General features: G+C 45.1%; 21 protein-coding genes. 7 read left to right on the forward strand and 14 right to left on the reverse strand.

Annotated features, from left to right (window positions below; genetic code table 11):
• Window positions 1–3: 3 nt before the first annotated feature.
• Window positions 4–282, forward strand: a complete 279-nt coding sequence (locus HY807_09155; protein MBI4826569.1) for a type II toxin-antitoxin system YoeB family toxin — start codon at window positions 4–6, stop codon at window positions 280–282.
• A gap of 132 nt (window positions 283–414) precedes the next feature.
• Here HY807_09155 and HY807_09160 read toward each other — a convergent pair whose 3' ends face one another.
• The 6 genes from HY807_09160 to HY807_09185 all read right to left on the reverse strand — a co-directional run bounded on the left by HY807_09160 (window position 415) and on the right by HY807_09185 (window position 5,685).
• Complete coding sequence (locus tag HY807_09160; protein ID MBI4826570.1) at window positions 415–1,296, reverse strand: methylenetetrahydrofolate reductase; 882 nt, start codon at window positions 1,294–1,296, stop codon at window positions 415–417.
• Window positions 1,293–1,964: a methylenetetrahydrofolate reductase C-terminal domain-containing protein gene (locus tag HY807_09165; GenBank protein MBI4826571.1), complete on the reverse strand. Its 672-nt coding sequence runs from the start codon at window positions 1,962–1,964 to the stop codon at window positions 1,293–1,295. Before HY807_09165 ends, HY807_09160 begins: the two co-directional genes overlap by 4 nt.
• 33 nt (window positions 1,965–1,997) lie before the next feature.
• A complete protein-coding gene (gene folE / locus HY807_09170; protein MBI4826572.1) occupies window positions 1,998–2,564 on the reverse strand; it encodes a GTP cyclohydrolase I FolE in 567 nt (188 codons plus the stop codon).
• Window positions 2,565–2,569: 5 nt separating this feature from the next.
• Complete coding sequence (locus tag HY807_09175; GenBank protein MBI4826573.1) at window positions 2,570–3,916, reverse strand: hypothetical protein; 1,347 nt, start codon at window positions 3,914–3,916, stop codon at window positions 2,570–2,572.
• 411 nt (window positions 3,917–4,327) lie between these two features.
• Window positions 4,328–4,915: a 5-formyltetrahydrofolate cyclo-ligase gene (locus tag HY807_09180; GenBank protein MBI4826574.1), complete on the reverse strand. Its 588-nt coding sequence runs from the start codon at window positions 4,913–4,915 to the stop codon at window positions 4,328–4,330.
• Window positions 4,912–5,685 (reverse strand): AAA family ATPase, encoded by a 774-nt coding sequence (locus tag HY807_09185; GenBank protein MBI4826575.1) that lies wholly within the window; start codon window positions 5,683–5,685, stop codon window positions 4,912–4,914. Before HY807_09185 ends, HY807_09180 begins: the two co-directional genes overlap by 4 nt.
• Window positions 5,686–5,812: 127 nt before the next feature.
• Here HY807_09185 and HY807_09190 point away from each other — a divergent pair, with 127 nt between their 5' ends.
• Window positions 5,813–7,093, forward strand: coding sequence for a diguanylate cyclase (locus tag HY807_09190; protein ID MBI4826576.1), 1,281 nt, complete (start codon window positions 5,813–5,815; stop codon window positions 7,091–7,093).
• A gap of 15 nt (window positions 7,094–7,108) precedes the next feature.
• Here HY807_09190 and HY807_09195 read toward each other — a convergent pair whose 3' ends face one another.
• The 4 genes from HY807_09195 to HY807_09210 form a co-directional block, all read right to left on the reverse strand.
• On the reverse strand, window positions 7,109–7,933 hold the full coding sequence (locus HY807_09195; GenBank protein ID MBI4826577.1) for a shikimate dehydrogenase: 825 nt from the start codon (window positions 7,931–7,933) through the stop codon (window positions 7,109–7,111).
• On the reverse strand, window positions 7,911–9,203 hold the full coding sequence (locus HY807_09200; protein MBI4826578.1) for a DUF512 domain-containing protein: 1,293 nt from the start codon (window positions 9,201–9,203) through the stop codon (window positions 7,911–7,913). The genes HY807_09195 and HY807_09200 overlap by 23 nt, the downstream gene beginning before the upstream one ends.
• A 5-nt stretch (window positions 9,204–9,208) precedes the next feature.
• On the reverse strand, window positions 9,209–9,757 hold the full coding sequence (gene pgsA, locus HY807_09205; protein MBI4826579.1) for a CDP-diacylglycerol--glycerol-3-phosphate 3-phosphatidyltransferase: 549 nt from the start codon (window positions 9,755–9,757) through the stop codon (window positions 9,209–9,211).
• A gap of 304 nt (window positions 9,758–10,061) precedes the next feature.
• A complete protein-coding gene (locus HY807_09210; protein MBI4826580.1) occupies window positions 10,062–11,837 on the reverse strand; it encodes a formate--tetrahydrofolate ligase in 1,776 nt (591 codons plus the stop codon).
• Between the two features lie 231 nt (window positions 11,838–12,068).
• Between HY807_09210 and HY807_09215 the strand changes: the two genes are divergently transcribed.
• Genes HY807_09215 through HY807_09225 form a run of 3 tightly spaced genes read left to right on the forward strand, consistent with a single transcriptional unit; the run spans window position 12,069 to window position 15,908 of the window.
• The gene (locus HY807_09215; protein ID MBI4826581.1) at window positions 12,069–12,248 is read left to right on the forward strand and encodes a hypothetical protein; all 180 of its coding nucleotides are present in this window, start codon (window positions 12,069–12,071) and stop codon (window positions 12,246–12,248) included.
• Entirely contained in the window at window positions 12,249–13,247 is a 999-nt protein-coding gene (locus HY807_09220; protein ID MBI4826582.1) for a sodium:calcium antiporter, read from the forward strand.
• 15 nt (window positions 13,248–13,262) lie between these two features.
• Complete coding sequence (locus HY807_09225; GenBank protein MBI4826583.1) at window positions 13,263–15,908, forward strand: cation-translocating P-type ATPase; 2,646 nt, start codon at window positions 13,263–13,265, stop codon at window positions 15,906–15,908.
• Between the two features lie 66 nt (window positions 15,909–15,974).
• Here HY807_09225 and HY807_09230 read toward each other — a convergent pair whose 3' ends face one another.
• From HY807_09230 to HY807_09245, 4 genes are all read right to left on the reverse strand, one after another.
• The gene (locus HY807_09230; GenBank protein ID MBI4826584.1) at window positions 15,975–16,238 is read right to left on the reverse strand and encodes a CopG family transcriptional regulator; all 264 of its coding nucleotides are present in this window, start codon (window positions 16,236–16,238) and stop codon (window positions 15,975–15,977) included.
• 23 nt (window positions 16,239–16,261) lie between these two features.
• Window positions 16,262–16,444, reverse strand: a complete 183-nt coding sequence (locus tag HY807_09235; protein ID MBI4826585.1) for a hypothetical protein — start codon at window positions 16,442–16,444, stop codon at window positions 16,262–16,264.
• Between the two features lie 14 nt (window positions 16,445–16,458).
• Window positions 16,459–16,935: a hypothetical protein gene (locus HY807_09240; GenBank protein MBI4826586.1), complete on the reverse strand. Its 477-nt coding sequence runs from the start codon at window positions 16,933–16,935 to the stop codon at window positions 16,459–16,461.
• 81 nt (window positions 16,936–17,016) lie between these two features.
• A complete protein-coding gene (locus HY807_09245; protein MBI4826587.1) occupies window positions 17,017–17,814 on the reverse strand; it encodes a hypothetical protein in 798 nt (265 codons plus the stop codon).
• 204 nt (window positions 17,815–18,018) lie between these two features.
• On the opposite strand from HY807_09245, the gene priA reads away from it, so the two are divergent.
• Both priA and HY807_09255 read left to right on the forward strand, forming a co-directional pair.
• On the forward strand, window positions 18,019–20,055 hold the full coding sequence (gene priA, locus HY807_09250) for a primosomal protein N' (GenBank protein MBI4826588.1): 2,037 nt from the start codon (window positions 18,019–18,021) through the stop codon (window positions 20,053–20,055).
• A gap of 66 nt (window positions 20,056–20,121) precedes the next feature.
• Window positions 20,122–20,424 carry a hypothetical protein gene (locus tag HY807_09255; GenBank protein ID MBI4826589.1) on the forward strand — a complete coding sequence of 101 codons (303 nt, stop codon included), beginning with the start codon at window positions 20,122–20,124 and terminating at the stop codon, window positions 20,422–20,424.
• Window positions 20,425–20,566: the final 142 nt, after the last annotated feature.

Here is a 20,566-nt window from a genome sequence, read left to right on the forward strand (position 1 = left end):
GGCATGACAGAGATATATACTACTGCCACATTCAATGAGTTGTTTCTTAACCTTCCGATAAAGATCAGGATTAAAGCTGACGAGAAGACAAAATTATTCAGGGAGAATCCCTTCAATCCTATCCTTAGAACAGAAAAACTTCATCCAAAAGGTCATGATGTCTGGAGTTTCAGAATTGATATCCACTACAGAATCGTATTTAGATTTACAGGGAAAGACGTAGTTGAATTCCGCTTCATAGGCCATCACAATCAAATTTACGATTACAATATTTTCGGTTGAGAAAGCAGTTGTGCTGAAAACAAAAAAAGGGCCGGGGATTACCCGACCCTTTGATTTATTAAATCTGTAAAATAATTAGATTCTGGACAAGCCAGAATGACAAAAAAATAAACTACTGGAATGACAACGCGCTTACAGCAGTCCGGCTCTCTCCATTATCTCAGGCACTTTGTCTTCCGCGCCGATAGCCATGATGTGAACGCCGTCGCAGATCTTCTCATCCTTAAGCTGCCTGATGTGCCTTGCCATTATATCTATCCCGGCATCTAAAGCCTTCTCTTTGCCTGCTGCCTTTAACTCATCGATCAGGTTCTGGGGAACAGTGATTCCCGGGACGAACTTGTTCATGAAGTTTGCCATGCCCGCGCTCTTCAGAAGAACCAATCCTGCAAGTATCTTCACAGGGAATTGTCTTGCGTAGCTCATAAAATCCTTGAACTTGTCTATGTCATATATCGCCTGTGTCTGGAAGAAGTTCGCTCCTGCCGCTATCTTCTTTTCAAACTTCATGAGCTGCGGTTCGATCGGATTGGATTCAGGAGTGACGACCGCGCCCTGATAAAAATCAGTCGCGCCCTTTAACTCATTGCCCATCATATCTTTGCCCGCATTAAGCCCGGCTACTATTTGAAGAAGCTGGACAGATTCGATATCATAGACAGGCTTTGCCTCTTTATGGTCGCCTGCGTTGGGATGGTCGCCGGTCATGCAGAGGACATTCTTTATCCCGAGTATGCTCGCGCCAAGCAGGTCTGACTGAAGGCCGATGCGGTTTCTGTCGCGGCATGTCATCTGCAAAATTGGTTCATGCCCCATCTCAAGTAGGAGCTTGCAGAATGAGACCGAGCTGATGCGCATGACTGCCGACTGGTTATCAGTAACATTAAGGGCATCAACCTTTCCTTTGAGCAGTTCTGACTCATGGAGTATCTTTTTTATATCAGTGCCCTTTGCCGGGCCTACTTCTGCTGTTACAACAAATTTTCCTGAATTAAGGGCGTCTCTAAGGCTCACTTTTTTACCTCCTCTTTCTCACCACGGGTATTAAGGGTAGCTGGTTTTCTGCTTGCCGACCAGTTCTTCGGGCTGAGCGTCTTTTTAAAATCTTCAAGCCGGTTGGTCTTCTTCATCCTGTTGTATATCCTTACCCAAGCGCACTCTATGTCCGGGCTGACCTCGCATTTGCCTTCATTCGTCCCGCCGCAAGGGCCGTTCAAAAGCCCCTTGGGGCATGCGGTGACAGGGCAGATGCCGCCTGTTTTATCAAGTATGCACTCGCCGCACAGTGAACATCTTTCATCGAACATCTGAAACCTTGTCATGTTGCCAAGGAATAAGGTGTCGTTGGAAGGGAATACAGGCTTGTCAGGGAATATCTCAACAGCCGACTGTGTGCCTGCACCGCATGACATGACGATTATCGCGTCAGCAGCAGCGCATGCGTCTTTATCTTTCTTCAGTTCTATCTTTGTGCCTAATGTCTGGCATCCTGTCTTCGGAAGCATGGTGCCTGTGACGGTCTTGCCTTCGGCTTCGAGCGCTATTTTGAGCGCTGCAAGTTCAGGCTCGCCTCCTGTGCCGCACAATGATGCGCATTCAGAACAGCCGACGAGAAAGAAACTTTTGTAGTCTGCGATATTTTCCAGCAAAGCCTTAAAGTCGCGTTTCTTGGTGATTATCATTTTTCACTCCTTATGCATGAAATATGTATCAGTTTAATTGTTCTGCTTGATAAGCTCAAGAAGCTCCATCCTTGTAGATTCCTTTGTCCTGAAGATCCCTCTGACTGCTGATGTGACAGTGCTCGCGCCTGACTTCTTAAGCCCGCGCATGGAAAGGCAGAGGTGCTCTGCGTCAATGATGACCATGGCGCCTTTAGGTTTTAATTTCTTCATTATCAGGTCAGCAAGCTGAGTTGTCAGGCGTTCCTGTACAGTAGGCCTCTTTGCAAAGAGTTCAACAGCTTTTGCAAGTTCGCTAAGCCCGACGATCTTTCCGCCTGATGGTATATATGCCACATGCGCCTTGCCTATGAATGGAAGAAGATGGTGCTCGCATACAGAATAGAACGGGATATTTTTCAGGAGCACCATCTCGTCATGGCTTTCACCCTCAATCGGCTTGAGTATCTCATCATCCGGCGTGGAAAGGCCTGCGAATATCTCTTCATACAGTATGGCGATGCGCTGCGGCGTATCCTTGATCCCCGGCCTTTCGGTGTCTTCCCCGATGCCTTCAAGGATAAGCTTTACGCCTTTTTCAATCTTCTTTCTGTCCATGATTAAACTTATTTCTTCATCAACTCCGGAAGAATAGCTTCCAAAGCGTCAACAGCATGCACTGGATGGCTGTCAGGATGTATAGCCCTGTTAAAGAGCTTCTCAGCATTGACTGCCGCATCAGATTCACTCGATCCTGCATAAGATGCAAGAAGCTTTGTAAAGGTTGATATAGCGATCGGCCTGTTGTCTTCAACAGCTTTTCTGACCTTATCAATGTTCTGGTAAAGCATGCCGAGCCATCCCTGATGTACCAGTTTGGTTACGGTAGCAGGGCCGACACCGCCGGTCTCTAATGTGAATGCAGCAGCCTTGGAGCGTGCAGCAGGGTCAACATCGCCGTAAGGCGACTTGCCGTCTTTTCTAAATGATGTGGAAGCGTCTATTATCAGGCATCCCTGCTTAACCATCTCAGGTGTGAAGAAGTATTCTGTATCAGAATGAACTTTGTAGGGGTGAAATCCCATGCAGCCGAAGATTATATCAGCGCGTTTCGAAAGTTCAATATATATTCTGCGCTGTGTCTCTTTATCAGAAGCTCCGCCTGAACCTGTCTTTGTATGCAGCGGACCTAATACTGTAGCGTCAAAACGCTTCAGGAGATTGAAGAGCGGTTCGCCGACGATGTTGCTTCTGCCTGCGACCACAACCTCAAGCCCTGCGAAGCTGGCTATGCCATCCGGGCGAAGCCTTGCGCCTTTTTCCCTGACGAGATATACACTTGACAGATCCACCATACCCCTTGGAGTGCAGCAGTCGTAATAGCGTTCAGCTCCCAAAGACATAAGCCCGAGCGTGACCTGATTGAGCCCGTCTCCGTCTTTCGCAACATTTATACGGTTGCAGAGAGCGGTTGTATCAATAGTCTCTCCGGCCTTGCCGCCGAATGGAAGCTGGAACATCAAGATAGAGATAGACTTGTCATTATTCCACTGCTCGAGCTTTTTATACATTTCAGAAGCTGTGACAGTAGATGGGAATTCTTCGAGCATGCTTGAGAGCCCTGAAAGTTTTGTTGTGGCAGATTTCATTCCGACATAGCTTCTCGATGCAGCGACCTTGGGGTCATCTTTATCGCCGACCAGAACGGTCAGGACTTTTGAGTCGGCAGGCTTAACATCTTTAAGAGCCGGTATCTCGCTCAGAAAATCAGACCTGCGCTTAAGCTCGGGGATGATCACATCCTGATATCCCTTTGGAAATTTCTGCTCTCCCTTTACGACTCCGGAGCCGTTAATGACATTGGAATATTCTTCTCCGCGGAATGAGCGGGAAATAAGGTGTTTAAAATCATCCTGCGCAAACAGCCAGTGATTAATGCCTCCGATGCGTTCCTTGTACTCTCTGTATGCCATTAGTTCCTCCTGAGATTTATTAAATTTTAGTAAGGAATTGCTTAAAATTTGAAAGGAATTTTAGCATTTATGAATTATGAGTGTCAAAAAATGACAGAGTTAAATAAGGAGGATGGTGAGGAATAAAAAATCAATCCCCTCTTGCCTGAAACAGCGTAAGAGGGGATCGGTTGGATAACATCTGAATGTGATTGTAGTTATGAACTAACCCTTTTTCTCCTGCTTTGCCTTTCTCTTTTCTTTAAGGGTCATCTTTGGCGCTTTCTTTGCGCTCGATTTCTGTTTGTCTTTTCCTTTGCTCATTTGATGCCTCCTTTTTTAAGATGGGATTAGTTTAAATTTTTCTTATGAATCATTATAATTATTTTCAGCAGCACTGGCAAGAGGAAAATGCAGTGCGAATGATTGATATCAGGCCTTGCAATTAATTACCCGCATATCGGTGATTATCATATCGACTTTTATATCATGCGGTTCTGCCGGTATTTTGTCGCCGATCTGTTCTTCAAAAGCAAGGGCGATGGTGATTATATGTTCAGCCTTTGAAAGCATCTTTGACTCATAGCTCAGGAGTTTGTCATAGTAGCCTCCGCCGTATCCCAGGCGATTACCGTTAGTGTCAAATCCTGTTCCGGGAATGATAACAAGGCCGATCTCATTCAATGATACTTCACGGTCTTTCAAGATCCCGGGTTCCTGTATGCCCATATACCCGGGGATAAGCTCTGAAACATCCCTGACCTCGAAAAGTCGTAGTCTTCTATGATCAGGGTCAACCAGCGGTATTATGAGTTTTTTGTTCAGATGTATCACATCCTGAAGGTAATTCATCGTATCAACTTCAGAGCGGAATGAGGCATATAATAATATGCATTCAGACTTCTTAAACTCTTCCAGATTAAAAAGTTTCTTTTCAATGGATCTCTCTTTTGACTTCTTCTCGTCAGGATCGATCGAATTACGCTTATTGAGCAGGTCTTCTCTGATTCTCTTCTTCAAATATGCTTCTCCAGATTTATCTTTATCTTTTTAACTTCTTCTATAGCAATGGATGACGCCTTGTTTGACGGGAGCCCTTTGACGTCAGCTTCCATTATATCGTTGTTAAAAGATATCGCGCCCAGCAGTTCCATATCCTTCAGCGAATCTTTAACAAAAGAGATGTCGCTTTCACCTCTCGTCTTATTGGCAACGGCGAATATTTTTTTGATGCCTAACTCTGCAGCGAGCCTTTTCACAGAGAGCGCTGTCTGTATGCTTCTCTGCCCGGGCTCCACCACGACTATGAATCCGTCCACGCCTTCGGCAGTCCCCCTTGTGAGGTGCTCAATGCCTGCCTCCATATCAACTATGACGATCTCATCTCTCTCAAGGATAAGATGCTTGAGCAGTCTTTTTAAAAGCGCGCTCTCAGGACAGTAGCACCCTGATGATGCGGCCCTTGATTTACCCATGACAAGAAGGGTTGTGTTGCCGAGCTTGAATCCGAATCCTTCGGGTATATCATCAACCTTGGGATTGAGCCTGAATATCCCGCCCGGGGTTCCGGGTTTTACGCCGGTCCTCTCCTCTATCAGGTCCGTCAGGTCAGCTATCGGCCGGATGGCGCTTAGTTCATCTTTGGAGATGCCGAGCGCCGCGGCAAGGTTAGCATCCGGGTCTGCGTCAACCGCGATGACCTTTTTGCCTTCTGAAGAGTAGATATGGCTTAAAAGAGCTGAGAGCGTTGTCTTTCCAACCCCGCCTTTGCCTGTTATCGCTATTTTCATTATATTAACTCCTCAGTTTGTTAATGGATGTTAAGATGAAATTAACATGTATTAAATATTTTATCAAAGAATTTAGAATAATAATTATTTGATTGACTCTGAAATTATGCTCTGATAGGATGTTATTATGCCGGATAAGATAAAAGGCACAATTTACTTCACGAAAGAATACAGGATATTCCTCTTCAGCATCAGCCTTATTATAGCCATCTTTGTATCAGGGATTTTTCTCGGATTGTATTACAGGAACGGCCAGCTGATCGAGGAAGAGATCGTCACTGCCGCAAGGGCTGACTTCAATGACATCGCCCTGAACAGAAACTGGGGGTCCGGGCACAGCGGTGTTTATGCGGAGAAAAAGAAGGTCGTCGACCCTGAGAACTATCTTGATAATCCGGATTTTGAATCCATGAACGGCAAGTTCTATACAAGGATAGGCTCGACTCTGATGACAGGCGAGATAGTGAGGTTCGCGTCAGTAGAGGAGATGCTCCTGTTCCATATAACAAGCCTTTATCCACTTGACCCCAGGAATCTGCCGGATGAGTTCGAGCGGGATGCTTTTGCGAAGTTCAACGAGGGCGCTCATGAGTTCTACCGCAAAGAAATTATCAATGACAGAACATATTTCAGATATATGGCGCCTCTCTACATGAAGCAGGAATGCCTGGAGTGTCACTTTCAGCAGGGTTACAGGCAGGGAGAGATAAGGGGCGGGATAAGCCTTAACTACAACATCGAGCATGTTCAGTCAAAACTCAGAAACAATAATTTTATAATTTTGCTATTAGCCTTTCTGACTATAATTCTTCTTCTCGGGATCATTTATTTTATCGTCCTGAAGCTGATGAGGAAGCTGTCGCAGGCGTATAAGAAGATCGAGGAGCTTTCGATAATAGATGAGTTGACAGGCCTGTATAACAGGAGATATCTTGCCTACCGCCTGCATGAAGAGGTCAACAGGGCGCAAAGATACGGCCATTATTTGGGATGCATCATGATAGACATTGACCACTTCAAGAAGTTCAATGACACATACGGCCATATATTCGGCGATCTCATTCTGCAGAAGGTCGCAGCCGTAATAAGGAAGTACTGCCGCGCTGAAGATATAATCGTGCGCTATGGCGGTGAGGAGTTTCTCATAATCTCGCCTGAAACGAGGATTGAGGGTGTTAAAGTGCTTGCGTTGAGAATACATGATCTGATCGCCGGAGAAGAGATAAAAGGTGCAGGTTCTGAACCGATCCGGATAACCGTAAGCATGGGAATTGCTGAGATGTTCTATAAAGAGAAGGAAACTCCAGAGAGTGAAGATGAAATAATTGAACTCGCCGACAGGGCTATGTACAGTGCAAAGGCAAAGGGCAGGGACAGGATAGAGGTTTTTGATGAGGTGGAGAAATAATTATTATGATGACATTTATTTTATCTTCGCCAACAACACCTTCCTCATAACATCAACCGGCGGTTTGATACCGGTCCATAATTCAAATGCAAGCACACCCTGCCACAGCAGCATACCTGAACCATTTATCGTCTTTGCGCCTCTTGCCTTTGCTTCTCTCAGAAGAGGGGTCTCTTTGTAGATAAGGTCGCAAACAACCGTTTCAGAAGTGATTACATTTGTGTCAAAGGGCAGGGGGTCGGTATCTTTCAGGCCGAGCGGGGTTGCGTTGATGATGATGTCAGGCGTGCCCATGTTTTTAATATCATCAAGCAGGATTACATTGTCACGTATCTTGCTGAGATCATCCACCAATTTCTGAGCCTTGGGTTTGTCAATATCAAACATAGACAGCTTTGACGCCTTCTCGCTTAAATAATAACTTATCGCCCTTGACGCGCCGCCGGTTCCTATAACGAGCACATCTTTATTATCTGTATTGATATTTTCTTCAGACAGCGAGCTCATAAAACCTCTGCCGTCTGTGTTGTAGCCTTTAAGCCTGCCGTCAGTATTAACTATCGTATTAACAGCGCCTATGAACAATGCCTCTTTATCAACCTCATCAAGAAGTGCGATAACATTTTCTTTGTGCGGGACTGTGGTATTTACGCCTAACATCCCGAGCGCCCTGATCGAGTTTACCGCAGCAGGCAGGTCATGCGGCGCAACTTTAAACGGGACATAGCACATATCAAGTCCGAGCTTGTCAAAGGCTGCATTGTGCATATTAGGCGAGAGAGAGTGCTCGACCGGATATCCGAATATGCTGATTATTTTAGTCTTCCCACTTACATCCATCTTTTATCCCTTCTATAAGCCCCTGAGGTGTTGACTCGATGACCTTGACCGGAATGCCAAGCGTCTCTTCGATGTCCTTGATCTTAACATTATCAAGAAATACATTTGTCTCATCCCTAAGTGTTACATCAGGGACAAGAATACAGTCCGCCCTTGTCTTGCCGACGAGGGTCTTTATTATGTCCTTGCCTGTCAAGAGCCCGGCAACGGTCACTGACGAACCAAAGTGCCTGTTCTCAACTTCAAAGACCTCAAGGTTCAGGCCTTCTATCGTGTCCAGCCTTTTTTTGAATTCAGTAAGATACGGCATAAAAGATTTGCCTGTGAATGTGGCTATATTTTTCGGCTCGATCTTTTTCGGGAGTTTTGCTTTTTTAGCCAGGTTCAAAAACAGCGGCACCATTCCGACACCATTCTCTAATTGAGGGAGGTCGCCGTAGTTCTTTAATGCCGGGAACGGCATGCCTGCATCTATGTATAATTCATCAGCGATGTAAACCAGTGTGTCTCCGTGGCGTTTATTGAATCTTAGCTGGAGCTTTTTAACTTCCTCAATAACCTTTTTTGCTTCATCAGTTTCAACAGGCCTGACAAGCTTCTTCCTGTATTTGGTCAGGCCGACAGGCACAACCGAGATGGAGAGCATATACGGGTAGAATTTTGAGAGGTCTCTTATTGTGTTCAGAAGTTCTTCACCGTCATTAAAGCCGGGGCAGAGCACTATCTGGGCGTGTATCCTTATCTTGTGCGAAGTGAAGTATTTTATATCTTCAAGTATGTCAGGCGCTTTTTTGTTGCCTAACATCTTCCTTCTCAGGTCAGTGTTCGTCGTATGCACGGATAAATACAGCGGGCCCAGACGTTGCGAAACGATCCGCTCCTTATCTTTTTTTGTGAGGTTGGTCAGTGTTACGTAATTGCCGTAAAGAAAGGACATGCGGTAATCATCGTCCTTCAGATAGAGGCTCTTCCTCATGCCTTTGGGAAGCTGGTTCACAAAGCAGAATATGCAGTTGTTATTGCAGGATTTCGTCTTGAAGGATTTAAGTTCAATATCAAGGTTTGAGATATCTTTCTTTGGAACAGTGAAGTTCAGCTTTTTATCTCCTCTGATGATATCCATATGCAGAGATGAATCTGCGGCATGGAACATGTAATCGATTATGTCCTTAACAGGCTCGTTATTAATGGCTGCAATGACATCGCCTTTTTTCAATCCGAGCTTTTCTGCGTTGCTGCCTTCTTTTATGTGGTTGATGCTTAGGTTCATGATCTTTATGCCTGGCCGTTGCCGGGATTAATTGTTTTTAGCCCGTTATATATGTACTGCAGCCCTGAAACTATCGTCAGGAATGCTATGAATATCAGTAATAGAAACAGTGAAGATGTATCACCATTCATATTTATAAGCAGCAGGACAACACCTATCAAAACAAACTGAAACGCGCTTGATGTCTTCCCTAAAATAGTCGGTTCGATCTTAAGCCTGTTAACGATAAAGTATGTGATGATGCATCCGGTAATAACGATAAGGTCCCTGCTTATAACCACGATAGTGATCCACTTTGGTATCATGCCGTAATATGTCATCAGCACAAATGATGTCACCATAAAGAATTTGTCTGCAATCGGGTCTAATATCCTGCCAAGTTCGGTTGTCTGTTTTGTTATCCTCGCTACAAGCCCGTCAAAAATATCTGTGCAGGCTGCAAGTATAAATATATAAAGCGCGGCCTGGTATTTATTGTACATAAACGCAGCAACAAATGGCGGCAATAAAAGTATCCTTGTGACGGTAAGAATATTGGGAATATTTTTAATCATAAATAAATATCCTGCATTACAAATGTCCTACTCCAAAGCTGTCACTCCCGCTTGCCTTGTGCCCTTTGGGTATCGGGAGTCATTCAGCTATACAGATTCCGGACAAGCCAACAGTAGGCTAGCCGGAGCAGCCGGAATGACAAGGTTATGGTTTGCATAGGACATTAGATTTATAGTAATTAATAACTTATAACTCTATATAAATAAAAGAGTTAGCATGTGTAGCCGAGAAAAAACTTCAAAAAATAAAACAGCCCCTGTCAATGAATGATAACAGGGGCTGTCAAAGCTTATTTATGTATTTTTAAAATACACCTTGAACTTTGCCTGTTTCAGTATCTACATCAACTCGTTTGAATGCAGGGTTGGAGCTCGTTCCGGGCATCAGACTGATCGCTCCTGCAACAGGTACGATAAATTGTGCGCCGCCGTATGTGAGAACCTCTCTGATCTTGAGCTTCCATCCGGTAGGCACGCCCTTAAGTGCAGGATTATCAGAAAGAGAGAGATGGGTCTTTACCATGCACAGCCCTAACTTTGAAAGCTCAGGGTCTTTCTGTATCCTGGCAAGAGCTGTCTCTGCCTCAGGGGAGTATTCAACTCCGTCAGCTCCGTATACTTCCTTTGCGATAAGCTCGATACGCTCTTTAACAGGCTGATCAAGTTCGTAGAGGAATTTAAAATCATTCTTCTCTTCACATGCCGCAACAACCGCTTCGGCAAATTCAATAGCGCCTGCGCCGCCTTTTTCCCAGTGCTTTGAGAGAGCGACCTTGGCGCCTGCGGCTTCAACGAGTTCGCGGACCTTTGCGATCTCAGCAGGGGTGTCAGTGTAAAATGCATTGATGCAGACAACCGGGCTGATGCCTGCTTTTCTGACATTCTTGATATGATGGAGCAGGTTGCCGCAGCCTTTTTCTACCCAGCCGACATTCTCAGTGCTGTATTCTTTGGGCATAGGCTTGCCGGGAACAGGCACCGGCGCTCCGCCGTGGCATTTAAGCGCCCTGATAGTTGCGACAACAACTGCGCAGTCAGGAATGAGTTTGCTGAAACGGCATTTAAGGTTCCAGAACTTTTCAAAACCGATATCAGCTCCGAATCCGGATTCTGTCACGTGATAATCAGAAAGTTTCAGCCCTATCTGGTCAGCGATTATAGAGCTCTGGCCGATCGCGATATTGGCAAATGGGCCGGCATGAACAATGACAGGCTGGCCTTCAATGGTCTGCATAAGGCTTGGATTCAAGGCTGAAACCATCCATGCTGTCATCGCTCCGGCGACCTGAAGGTCTTCAGTTGTGATGGGTTTACCCTTCTTGTTGTAAGCCACGACTATCTTGCCCATGCGCTCGCGCATGTCCTTCAGGCTGGTTGCGACTGAAAGTATCGCCATGACCTCTGATGAAACAGCGATGCCGAATTTCGACTTCATCAGGAAGCCGTCCTTATTGCCGTTAACTCCGTCAATGCCGATTATGATATTCCTTAAAGACTGCGCGCAGAAATCGATTATCCATCCCATCTCAACCTTTGTAGGGTCGATATCAAGCCTCTCCATATTGCTCAGCCTGACAAGCTGCTCATCATTATAATTACGTTCGTGCTGCATCCTTGAGGTAAGGGCGACCATGGCAAGGTTGTGCGCGTTCATGATGGCGTTGATGTCGCCTGTGAATCCGAGTGAGAAGGGGGTCAGCGGGATACACTGCGCAAGCCCGCCGCCCGCGGCAGAACCCTTGATATTCATTGTAGGCCCGCCTGAAGGCTGCCTTATCGCTGCGCTTACATTTTTTCCAAGCTTTCCAAGTCCCTGCACAAGGCCCATTGTTGATGTTGATTTTCCCTCTCCAAGCGGAGTGGGGGTAATTGCCGTTACGTCAATGTACTTTCCGTTAGGCCTGTCCTTAAGGCGTTCAAGAACTGCCCTGTAGTCTATCTTTCCGATGTAATGGCCCTGAGGTAGAAGCTCCTCCTTCTTAAGTCCAAGGCGTTCTCCTATCTCATAGATAGTTGCCATTGTTTTCTCTGCTTCTTCTGCAATCTCCCAGTCTTTGTGTTTAGTTGGATCGAGTGGCATTGTTTTAATGTCCTCCTTAATTTTTGATATTGTTGAGCTGTTTAATGCAGACTGAAATGCTTTGCAGTTTGTATGGAGTAACTCTATAATATCTGCAACCCTGAAAATCACAAATCAGGGTCTAAAACTTTAGCATAGTGTAAACTTGAGTGTCAAACTGAATTTGTACTGCTATAAAACTATTTTAAAATGTAATAAAAGCGCTTCTGTATTCAGGCGTTCCATACATAAATGAAGAAGCTTTATAAAGGCATTCATAAATTTCAGGAATCCTATTTCAAAAAAGAAGGGGAGTTCTTCGGGCGGCTTGCTAAAGAACAGGAGCCTGAAGTTCTCTTTATATCCTGCGCTGACTCACGGGTAGACCAGAATCTCGTTACGCACTTCAGCTACCTTGAAAAGGTGATTTGAATGACACTTTGGCTTAGTTTCATCGTCTGCACTTCTGTCATTGTCTATTCAGGGACAAGGCTTGCCAAGTACGGAGACGTTATCGCTGAAAAGACAGGGCTTGGCAGGGCATGGATCGGCCTTGTGCTGATGGCGTCAGTAACGTCACTTCCTGAACTTGTTACCGGCATAACTTCTGTCACCTTCGCGGGAGTTCCGGATATAGCAGCGGGTGACGTTCTGGGAAGCTGTGTCTTTAATATGCTCATCCTTGCGCTTATTGACGCTGCGCACCGGCGGGAACCGTTGTCAGCTAAGGCACATCACGGGCATGTTCTCTCTGCGGGTTTTGGAATACTTCTTTTGGCAATAGTTGTTATAAGCCTTTTTCTGGGAGTCCGTATTTCTTCCATCGGCTGGATCGGACTTTATACTCCTATAATTATAGGTGTCTATTTAATCGCCATGAGATTGGTCTATTTTTATGAACAGAGGCAGATTTCCGCATTCATAAAAGAGGTAGCTGTTGAATTGCAATACGAAAAAATACCGGCGAAGACTGCTGTTGTTCATTACAGCATCCATGCGATTATTGTTGTCATAGCAGCCATCTTCCTGCCTGAAATAGGCGAGGCAATTGCAGAGACGACAGGTTTGGGCCAGACCTTTGTGGGCAATATTTTCATAGCTGTATCCACATCTCTCCCTGAAGTGGTGGTCTCTATAGCTGCCGTGAAGATGGGGGCGATAAACCTTGCAGCCGGAAACTTGTTCGGGTCTAATATCTTCAACATATTAATCCTTGGCATTGACGATCTCTTTTTCGTAAAAGGGCCTATGTTGTCATTTGTAAATCAGAACCATGCGATCCCGGCATTGTCCGCCATTGCCATGACAGCAGTTGCAATTATCGGTTTGACCTATCGTGCTGAGAGTAAAAAATTGTTTCTGGCATGGGATTCTGCCGGGATGGTGTTGATATTTATGATTAACCTTGTGCTGTTATATATGCTGAAATAGAAGGAGAGACTGACAATGAACTGGCATCAAAAGAAAATTAATGAGGTAGTTGATGAGCTGAAATCTTCGCTGCAGGGGATCTCTTCTGAAGAAGCCGACAAAAGGCTTGGAGAATACGGCCCTAATGAATTAAAGGAGAAAGCGAAGAAGACCCCGCTAATGATGTTTTTTGACCAGTTCAAGGATTTCATGATAATGGTGCTTATCGCCGCCGCCGTTATTTCAGGGTTCATCGGTGAGTTGTCCGACACCATAGCAATAATTGTTATTGTCGTTATCAATGCGGTCATCGGCTTTATACAGGAATACAGGGCTGAAAAGGCGATGGCCGCCCTTAAAAAGATGGCTGCTCCTTTTGCAACGGCAATAAGGAACGGCGTCCCTGAGACCGTACCCGCCTCCCTGCTTGTTCCCGGTGATGTTGTCATACTTGAGGCCGGCAAAATAATGCCTGCTGATATGAGGCTTATAGAGTCCGCGCAGCTGAAGGTGGAAGAGGCGGCCCTTACTGGTGAATCTGAGGCTGTTTTGAAACATACACACGCGCTTCATGATGAGCATTTGCCGTTGGGCGACAGAAAGAACATAACATACAAGGGTACCTTCGCGACCTATGGCCGCGGGGCCGGCATCATCGTAGCGACAGGCATGAATACAGAGCTTGGCAAGATCGCGACAATGCTGCAGGAAGAGGAAGAGGTGAAGACCCCGCTTCAGAAGAGGCTTGCCAGCTTCGGCCAGAAGCTCGCCATCGCAGTGCTTGCCATATGCGCAATAGTCTTCAGCATAGGCGTTATGAGAGGGGAGGATCCCATGTTGATGCTCCTGACAGCTATCTCCCTTGCGGTTGCCGCTATACCAGAAGCGCTGCCTGCGGTCATAACGATATCTCTTGCGCTTGGCGCAAAGAAACTTGTACAGCAGAATGCCCTCATTAGGAAACTCCCTGCCGTTGAAACGCTTGGCTCAGTCACCTACATATGTTCAGACAAGACAGGCACTCTCACTCTCAATAAGATGACGGTGGAGGAGCTGTATATAGATAATGAAATAGTAAAGACAAAAGCTTCTCAACCTCAAAACTTCAAAACTTCTCCATCTTCTTTGCTGATGACCGCTCTCGCACTCAGCAATGACGCTGTTTTTGATAAGGACGGCAAGCTGATCGGCGACCCTACAGAGACCGCGCTTTTTGATATCGCAGACAAGAACGGGTTTAACAAACTGGAGCTTGAGAAGGAACTTCCACGTGTAGCTGAGATACCTTTTGATTCTGACAGAAAATGCATGACAACGTTTCATATGACCCCCCCCATCCCCCCCTTGGTAAGGGGGGGCGAAGGGGGGGTGATTTCCTTCACCAAAGGCGCGATAGATGTTCTGCTTGACAGGTCAGACAATATCCTAACGTCTGACGGGCTCAAGCCTATCAATAAAGAAGAGATAGTTAAAAGCGGCAACAGAATGGCTGCTGACGGACTGCGGGTTCTTTGCGTTGCTATGAGAAAGTGGGACAAACTGCCTGATGACATGTCTCATGAGCATGTCGAGGCCGGGCTTACCATTATAGGGCTCACCGGCATGATGGATCCTCCAAGAGAAGAGGCAAAAGAGGCTGTTGCTATGTGTGTGAGAGCAGGAATAAAACCGGTGATGATAACCGGGGATCATCCGATCACAGCGAGAGAGATAGCAAAGAGGCTCGGTATCATTGATGATGACCCGAGGACAATAATTACCGGAAGAGAGCTCGATAAACTTACAATGGAGGAATTTGAGGAAAGAGTTGAGCATATCAGGGTTTACGCGAGGGTCGCGCCTGAGCAGAAGCTCAAGATAGTAAAGGCGCTTCAGGACAAAGGACAGTTTGTCGCAATGACCGGCGACGGTGTAAATGACGCGCCCGCCTTAAAGCGGTCTGACATCGGCGTTGCCATGGGAATTACCGGCACTGACGTTTCAAAGGAAGCATCAGATATGATACTGCTTGACGACAATTTCGCGACCATAGTAAAGGCTGTAAAGGAAGGCAGGAAGATATATGACAACATCAGGAAGTTCGTAAAATATCTTCTTACTACCAACTCAGGCGAGATATGGACGCTCTTTCTCGCTCCGCTGGTCGGGCTGCCTATACCGCTTTTGCCGATACATATATTATGGATAAATCTTGTTACAGACAGCCTTCCGGCGCTCGCACTTTCCGCTGAACCTGCTGAAGGTGATGTTATGAACAGGCCGCCGAGGCATCCTAAAGAGAGCATATTCGCTTACGGCTTGGGGATTCATGCCATATGGGTCGGCCTTCTGATGGGCGGCGTAGTTCTATTCGTCCAGGCATGGTCAATAAATACCGGGCATGCTCACTGGCAGACGATGGTATTCACCGTGCTCTGCCTGACACAGTTAGGCCATGTCCTTGCCATAAGGTCGGAGAAACAGTCCCTGTTCACCATAGGCTTGTTCACCAATAAATTCCTTCTCGGCGCAGTTGTATTGACGTTTATACTTCAGATGGCAACCATATATGTCCCGGCATTTAACTCTGTATTTAAGACAGAGCCGTTGACACTGAGTGAACTTGCGTTAACACTCGCATTATCATCTGTGGTTTTCGTTGCGGTTGAGATAGAAAAATGGTTCAAGAGGAGAATGGATTAATTGCAGGTGGATGATAGCGTTAGTCATCAATAGCTGTACTGAGCCGGGAATTACGGTAAATAAGTTTTAAGCCACGTTTGCCGTTTTTTCCTGTTTCACGCGTTCATGAAGCCAGATTTTTATTAACGCACCCCTGTCAACGCCAATCTCTTTACGGATGTCATCAATATCATTTACCAGCGATTCCGCTATATCAAGAGTGATTCTGACTTTCTTCCCGTGATGGATAACAGTAGCTTTGGACATATCTACAAGATCATGGATATCCTCGCCTTCATCAAAGCGTTTGTCGAACTCCTTCGCAGTCTTAGCTGTCTTTTTCACTGTCATATAGGCGAGTTCCCAGTCTGCCGTCACTTCAACGTATAACTGCCGTCCTCATTCCGAATCAAACGGCCATGAAGAAGTTGTTCCGCCAGCACAAGGCCGTCTCCGAAGTATTTAATTCTCTCCTCGACTGACATGTCTGTGGTGTCGTTATTAACTGCGTCCTTCCATTCCCACACTTCTGTCAAAGCCCGGGATATGGCAATCACAGGTTCAGTTGTTTTTATAAAGCACCTCCATTGGATTTGTCAAAATCTTGATTAAGTTGGTCTGACTTACTTACAGAAGGAGAAAAATCTACTCCACAAGATGACTCCACCCATCTAATTTTACTTCCAACCGTCGATAGTTCGCTTTCTAAAATGCTCAATGCAGACTGATAATCAGATTTAGCTGAATTATAATCATCTACAGCATCATTATATTCTCTCCGTTGTGATTCACACCTATCTCCATAGAGATCATATATATCGGGGAAATCTAAACAACTTCTTAAATCATTTTTCTTATCTTCGACTTCTTCTTTTTTATCTTCATATTCGTTTTTCGCTGATTCAGCCGATTGAGCAGCATCTGAAGCATAACTTGCGGCTCTACGAAGACTGTCAAGTTCACTTGCACAACTACCCCAATCTTCTGCCCAAATAATAGAACTTGTACAGGTTAGTAACATCAAAATACTGATAAAAATAATACTCATAATTTTTCCATGACTACAATAAACCATTGTTAGCACAACGCAGCAGGTAAGCGGCTTGTCTGCTTGACCTGGTGGTTAGTATTACTTTGATGCATAATTTTCAAGAGTTACAAATTCATACAACTTTCTACTGGTACCCGGTAAATAATACTTGCCAAAAACCATAAAATAAAAGAGAGAGTTATACTCCTCTCTAATTCTGCGTGCGACATCAGCATACCCAAGAATATTACCTCCGTTTGTGACCCAAAGCACCGGCACAAAAATAAAATTTGGGAGATCCTTAACTTGATGGAATTTATGATTAAATTTTCTTTCAATCCGACACTCAAGAAAACGCATCAGTTTATCGGTAGATTCGATTTTCGCATGATCAATCAAGATCGTAAAAACTTCTATAAGGCACGGCGTCCCATCCCATTGTATTTCAAAATCAATTGGCCTACCGTTCGGCAATTTTGACTCGTATGATAGAAGCGTAGTTCTGCCATCTTGAAGAAAGATGTTTATAGTGGCCAGTTCAGCAAGGTAAGTGACATACTTGGAATCATTATCAGTCATATCAATAATCATTTTGTAGCAGATATTTCCTATACCACTCCTAAGATTAGCAGGTATACTTGCATTCAAAGAGTGTAGAGTGCGATCAATAAAATCCAATTTAAGACAGGCATCCTCGTCTGCTTCGTTTGCATCCCAAAATAAATCAAATAGAGATTCTTTTACCTCAAATACACCGCCTTTGTCTATACTTTGCTGAATACGAGAGAGCCGATTTTCATACGCAATTTTAATATTTTTTATCTGAGTGTTGCCAGGGCTAAAAATGTTAAACATTGAAGGAATATAATGCTTTATTAACGCTATGGAATCATGCATTTCTTTTGACTCCCAACCAGTTATTATGTAGATAGAGAACATTAGCACAAAGTTGTAATTCAGTCAATAACTTTTTAAGGTTATTTTATAGCTATCAATATATTTTTCATTCGAGGCAAATATTCACAATCCTCGTTTTATAAATACTGCATTTGTGAAGCAAACATATTTACAAGTAGTCAGCTTGAAATGTTATCCTTTCTCATGAACGGACATCTGATGCAGGTTGATATTCTTTTTCCTATTGACGCAGGGTCATTCACATATCTTGTGCCTGATGATATAAACGCTGACATTAAGATCGGTTCTCGTGTGCTTGCGCCGTTCAGGCGTTCTGAAAAGGTCGGCATTATAATCGGAATTGGAAGAGAGTTACCCCCCTTAAATTCCCCCCTTGCCAAGGGGGGATACAGAGGGGTCAAGGGTGAGGGAGGGGAAAAGAGAATAACTCTCAAATCTATCGAGAAGGTCTTTGATGAAGAGCCGCTTGTCCCTGATAAACTGCTCAAGCTCATGGATTGGGTAGGGCAGTACTATATCTCCTCACCCGGCATGGTTTTGAAGAACGCATTGCCATCATCCATTTTTGAAGGCAAAAAAACCGGAAAGCAGAGAATCACTTCCGGCTCGGAAGATGGAATTAAAAAACGCATCGTACTGAACCCTGAACAGAAGAGCGCCTTGGAGAAGATCAATAATGCACAATCAGGTGTGTTCCTTCTTCATGGTGTCACAGGCAGCGGCAAGACAGAGGTATATATCCGGGCTGTAAAATCTCTTCCTCAGAATAAATCTGCAATAGTCCTTGTGCCTGAGATAGCTATCACAGCCCAGATGATAGGACAGTTCAGGAATAACTTCGGCGACAAGGTTGTCTTTTATCACAGCGGGCTTTCTGTCGGCGAGCGGCTTGCGAGCTGGCATAAGATGCGCACAGGCGAGGCGAAGGTGGTGCTTGGCGTGAGGAGCGCGGTCTTTTCGCCTTTTGATAATCTCGGCCTTATCATAATTGATGAGGAGCATGATGGATCTTATAAACAGTTTGACGGACTTAAATACAGCGCAAGAGATGTCGCGCTTGTGCGGGCGCAGATAGAAGGCATAAAGATAGTTCTCGGCTCAGCCACTCCCTCTCTTGAGACCTTTTATAATTCAGAGATCGGGAAGTTCACAAAGATCGAACTTCAGCACAGGATCGACAAGAGGCCTATGCCGGATGTTGAGATGATCAATATGTCCAAAGAGAATAAGGTGCTCGCATTCTCTGAAAAGCTGATAACAAAGATTAAAGAGAAGCTCTCTCTTAAAGAGCAATCACTGATACTGCTTAACAGAAGGGGATATTCACCGTTCCTGATGTGCATAGACTGCGGATATACATACAAATGCCTTGTCTGCAGTATCACCCTTACTTATCACAAGAATACCGAGAGCCTGAACTGCCACTACTGCGGTTCATATCTTAAACCTCAAGACATATGCCCTGAATGTAAAAGCACAAAGCTTGAATATGTCGGCACAGGCATACAGAAGATAGAGGAGGGACTTAAAGATCTTATCCCTGAGCTGAGAATGGCAAGGATGGACAGGGACACAACCACGCGCAAGCTCTCACATTACAAGATGGTAAAGGATATGGAGGCAGGCAAGACGGACTTGCTTCTCGGGACCCAGATGGTCGCCAAAGGGCATGACCTCCCTGATGTTACGCTTGCGGCAGTGATATCCGCTGATGTTGCGCTCAACCTTCCAGACTTCAGGTCAGCGGAGCGCGCCTTCCAGCTCTTTACCCAGCTTGCCGGAAGAGCCGGCAGGGGTGATAAAAAGGGTGAGGTGCTTATTCAGACTTACGAGCCTGATCATTACATGTTTGATTATGTCAGGCGGCATGACTACAGGGGCTTTTATGAGAAGGAGATTGAGTTCAGAAAGGAACTCTCATATCCTCCATTCAGTAAACTTGTCAGGATTGTTTTTGGTTTTAAGATTAAAACAACAGGTGAAAAAGTAATGAAGAACCTGTCAGCAAGGCTCAAAAAAAATGATGCAGGCAGTGTGACAGTGCTCGGCCCGGTCATTGCGCCTATAGAGAAGATAAAGAACCTCTATAGATGGCATCTTATATTAAAAGGCAAGAACGCAAAATCTCTCAGGCAGAAGGCTCTTGAGATCGCTGATATGGTAAAAGAGATCAAAAATATGAAGGTTGATATAGATGTTGATCCTATAAATATGCTGTGATGTTATTGATGACTTTTGTTTTGGTTAATTTTTTAATATAATAGATTTCTCAAAGGTGAATTCATAATGACAAAGAGATTAAATTGCTGGGAATTCAAGAGCTGCGGACGCGAGCCCGGAGGTGCCAAGGCGAATGAGTTAGGTGTTTGCCCGGCAACCACTGAGATAAAATTTCACGGCGTAAACAAAGGAAGCTCTTCCGGCCGTTTTTGCTGGTCTGTCGCAGGCACCTTTTGCAAGGGAGAGGTTCAGGGCTCATTTGCCAAGAAATTCACAAGCTGTATAGAGTGCTCTTTTATGAAGGAAGTGACTAAAGAGGAAGGCAGGAGCTTCAAGCTTCTTCTGAAAGACCTTGAGAGAAAGTTTTAAAGGAGTGTCTCACGAACTGTGTAAGTCCAATTTTCACTGTACCCTGTCCTCAAACAATATGGCAAGCTGAGAATAGGCCTCAGACCAGCCTCTGATTGGCACGGTCCATTTTCTTTCGAGTTCAAGCGCTGCCATATATAGA

Source organism: Nitrospirota bacterium (assembly GCA_016207885.1).
Taxonomy (GTDB): Bacteria; Nitrospirota; Thermodesulfovibrionia; order UBA6902; family UBA6902; genus JACQZG01.

Excerpts from the sequence above, each read along its gene's own strand:
- HY807_09155 (MBI4826569.1), top strand. The coding sequence starts at position 4 with ATGACAGAGATATATACTACTGCCACATTCAATGAGTTGTTTCTTAAC.
- HY807_09165 (MBI4826571.1), bottom strand. The coding sequence starts at position 1,964 with ATGATAATCACCAAGAAACGCGACTTTAAGGCTTTGCTGGAAAATATC.
- HY807_09175 (MBI4826573.1), bottom strand. The coding sequence starts at position 3,916 with ATGGCATACAGAGAGTACAAGGAACGCATCGGAGGCATTAATCACTGG.
- HY807_09185 (MBI4826575.1), bottom strand. The coding sequence starts at position 5,685 with ATGAAAATAGCGATAACAGGCAAAGGCGGGGTTGGAAAGACAACGCTC.
- HY807_09190 (MBI4826576.1), top strand. The coding sequence starts at position 5,813 with ATGCCGGATAAGATAAAAGGCACAATTTACTTCACGAAAGAATACAGG.
- HY807_09195 (MBI4826577.1), bottom strand. The coding sequence starts at position 7,933 with ATGGATGTAAGTGGGAAGACTAAAATAATCAGCATATTCGGATATCCG.
- HY807_09200 (MBI4826578.1), bottom strand. The coding sequence starts at position 9,203 with ATGAACCTAAGCATCAACCACATAAAAGAAGGCAGCAACGCAGAAAAG.
- pgsA (MBI4826579.1), bottom strand. The coding sequence starts at position 9,757 with ATGATTAAAAATATTCCCAATATTCTTACCGTCACAAGGATACTTTTA.
- HY807_09210 (MBI4826580.1), bottom strand. The coding sequence starts at position 11,837 with ATGCCACTCGATCCAACTAAACACAAAGACTGGGAGATTGCAGAAGAA.
- HY807_09215 (MBI4826581.1), top strand. The coding sequence starts at position 12,069 with ATGAAGAAGCTTTATAAAGGCATTCATAAATTTCAGGAATCCTATTTC.
- HY807_09220 (MBI4826582.1), top strand. The coding sequence starts at position 12,249 with ATGACACTTTGGCTTAGTTTCATCGTCTGCACTTCTGTCATTGTCTAT.
- HY807_09225 (MBI4826583.1), top strand. The coding sequence starts at position 13,263 with ATGAACTGGCATCAAAAGAAAATTAATGAGGTAGTTGATGAGCTGAAA.
- HY807_09230 (MBI4826584.1), bottom strand. The coding sequence starts at position 16,238 with ATGACAGTGAAAAAGACAGCTAAGACTGCGAAGGAGTTCGACAAACGC.
- HY807_09240 (MBI4826586.1), bottom strand. The coding sequence starts at position 16,935 with ATGAGTATTATTTTTATCAGTATTTTGATGTTACTAACCTGTACAAGT.
- HY807_09245 (MBI4826587.1), bottom strand. The coding sequence starts at position 17,814 with ATGCATGATTCCATAGCGTTAATAAAGCATTATATTCCTTCAATGTTT.
- priA (MBI4826588.1), top strand. The coding sequence starts at position 18,019 with ATGAACGGACATCTGATGCAGGTTGATATTCTTTTTCCTATTGACGCA.
- HY807_09255 (MBI4826589.1), top strand. The coding sequence starts at position 20,122 with ATGACAAAGAGATTAAATTGCTGGGAATTCAAGAGCTGCGGACGCGAG.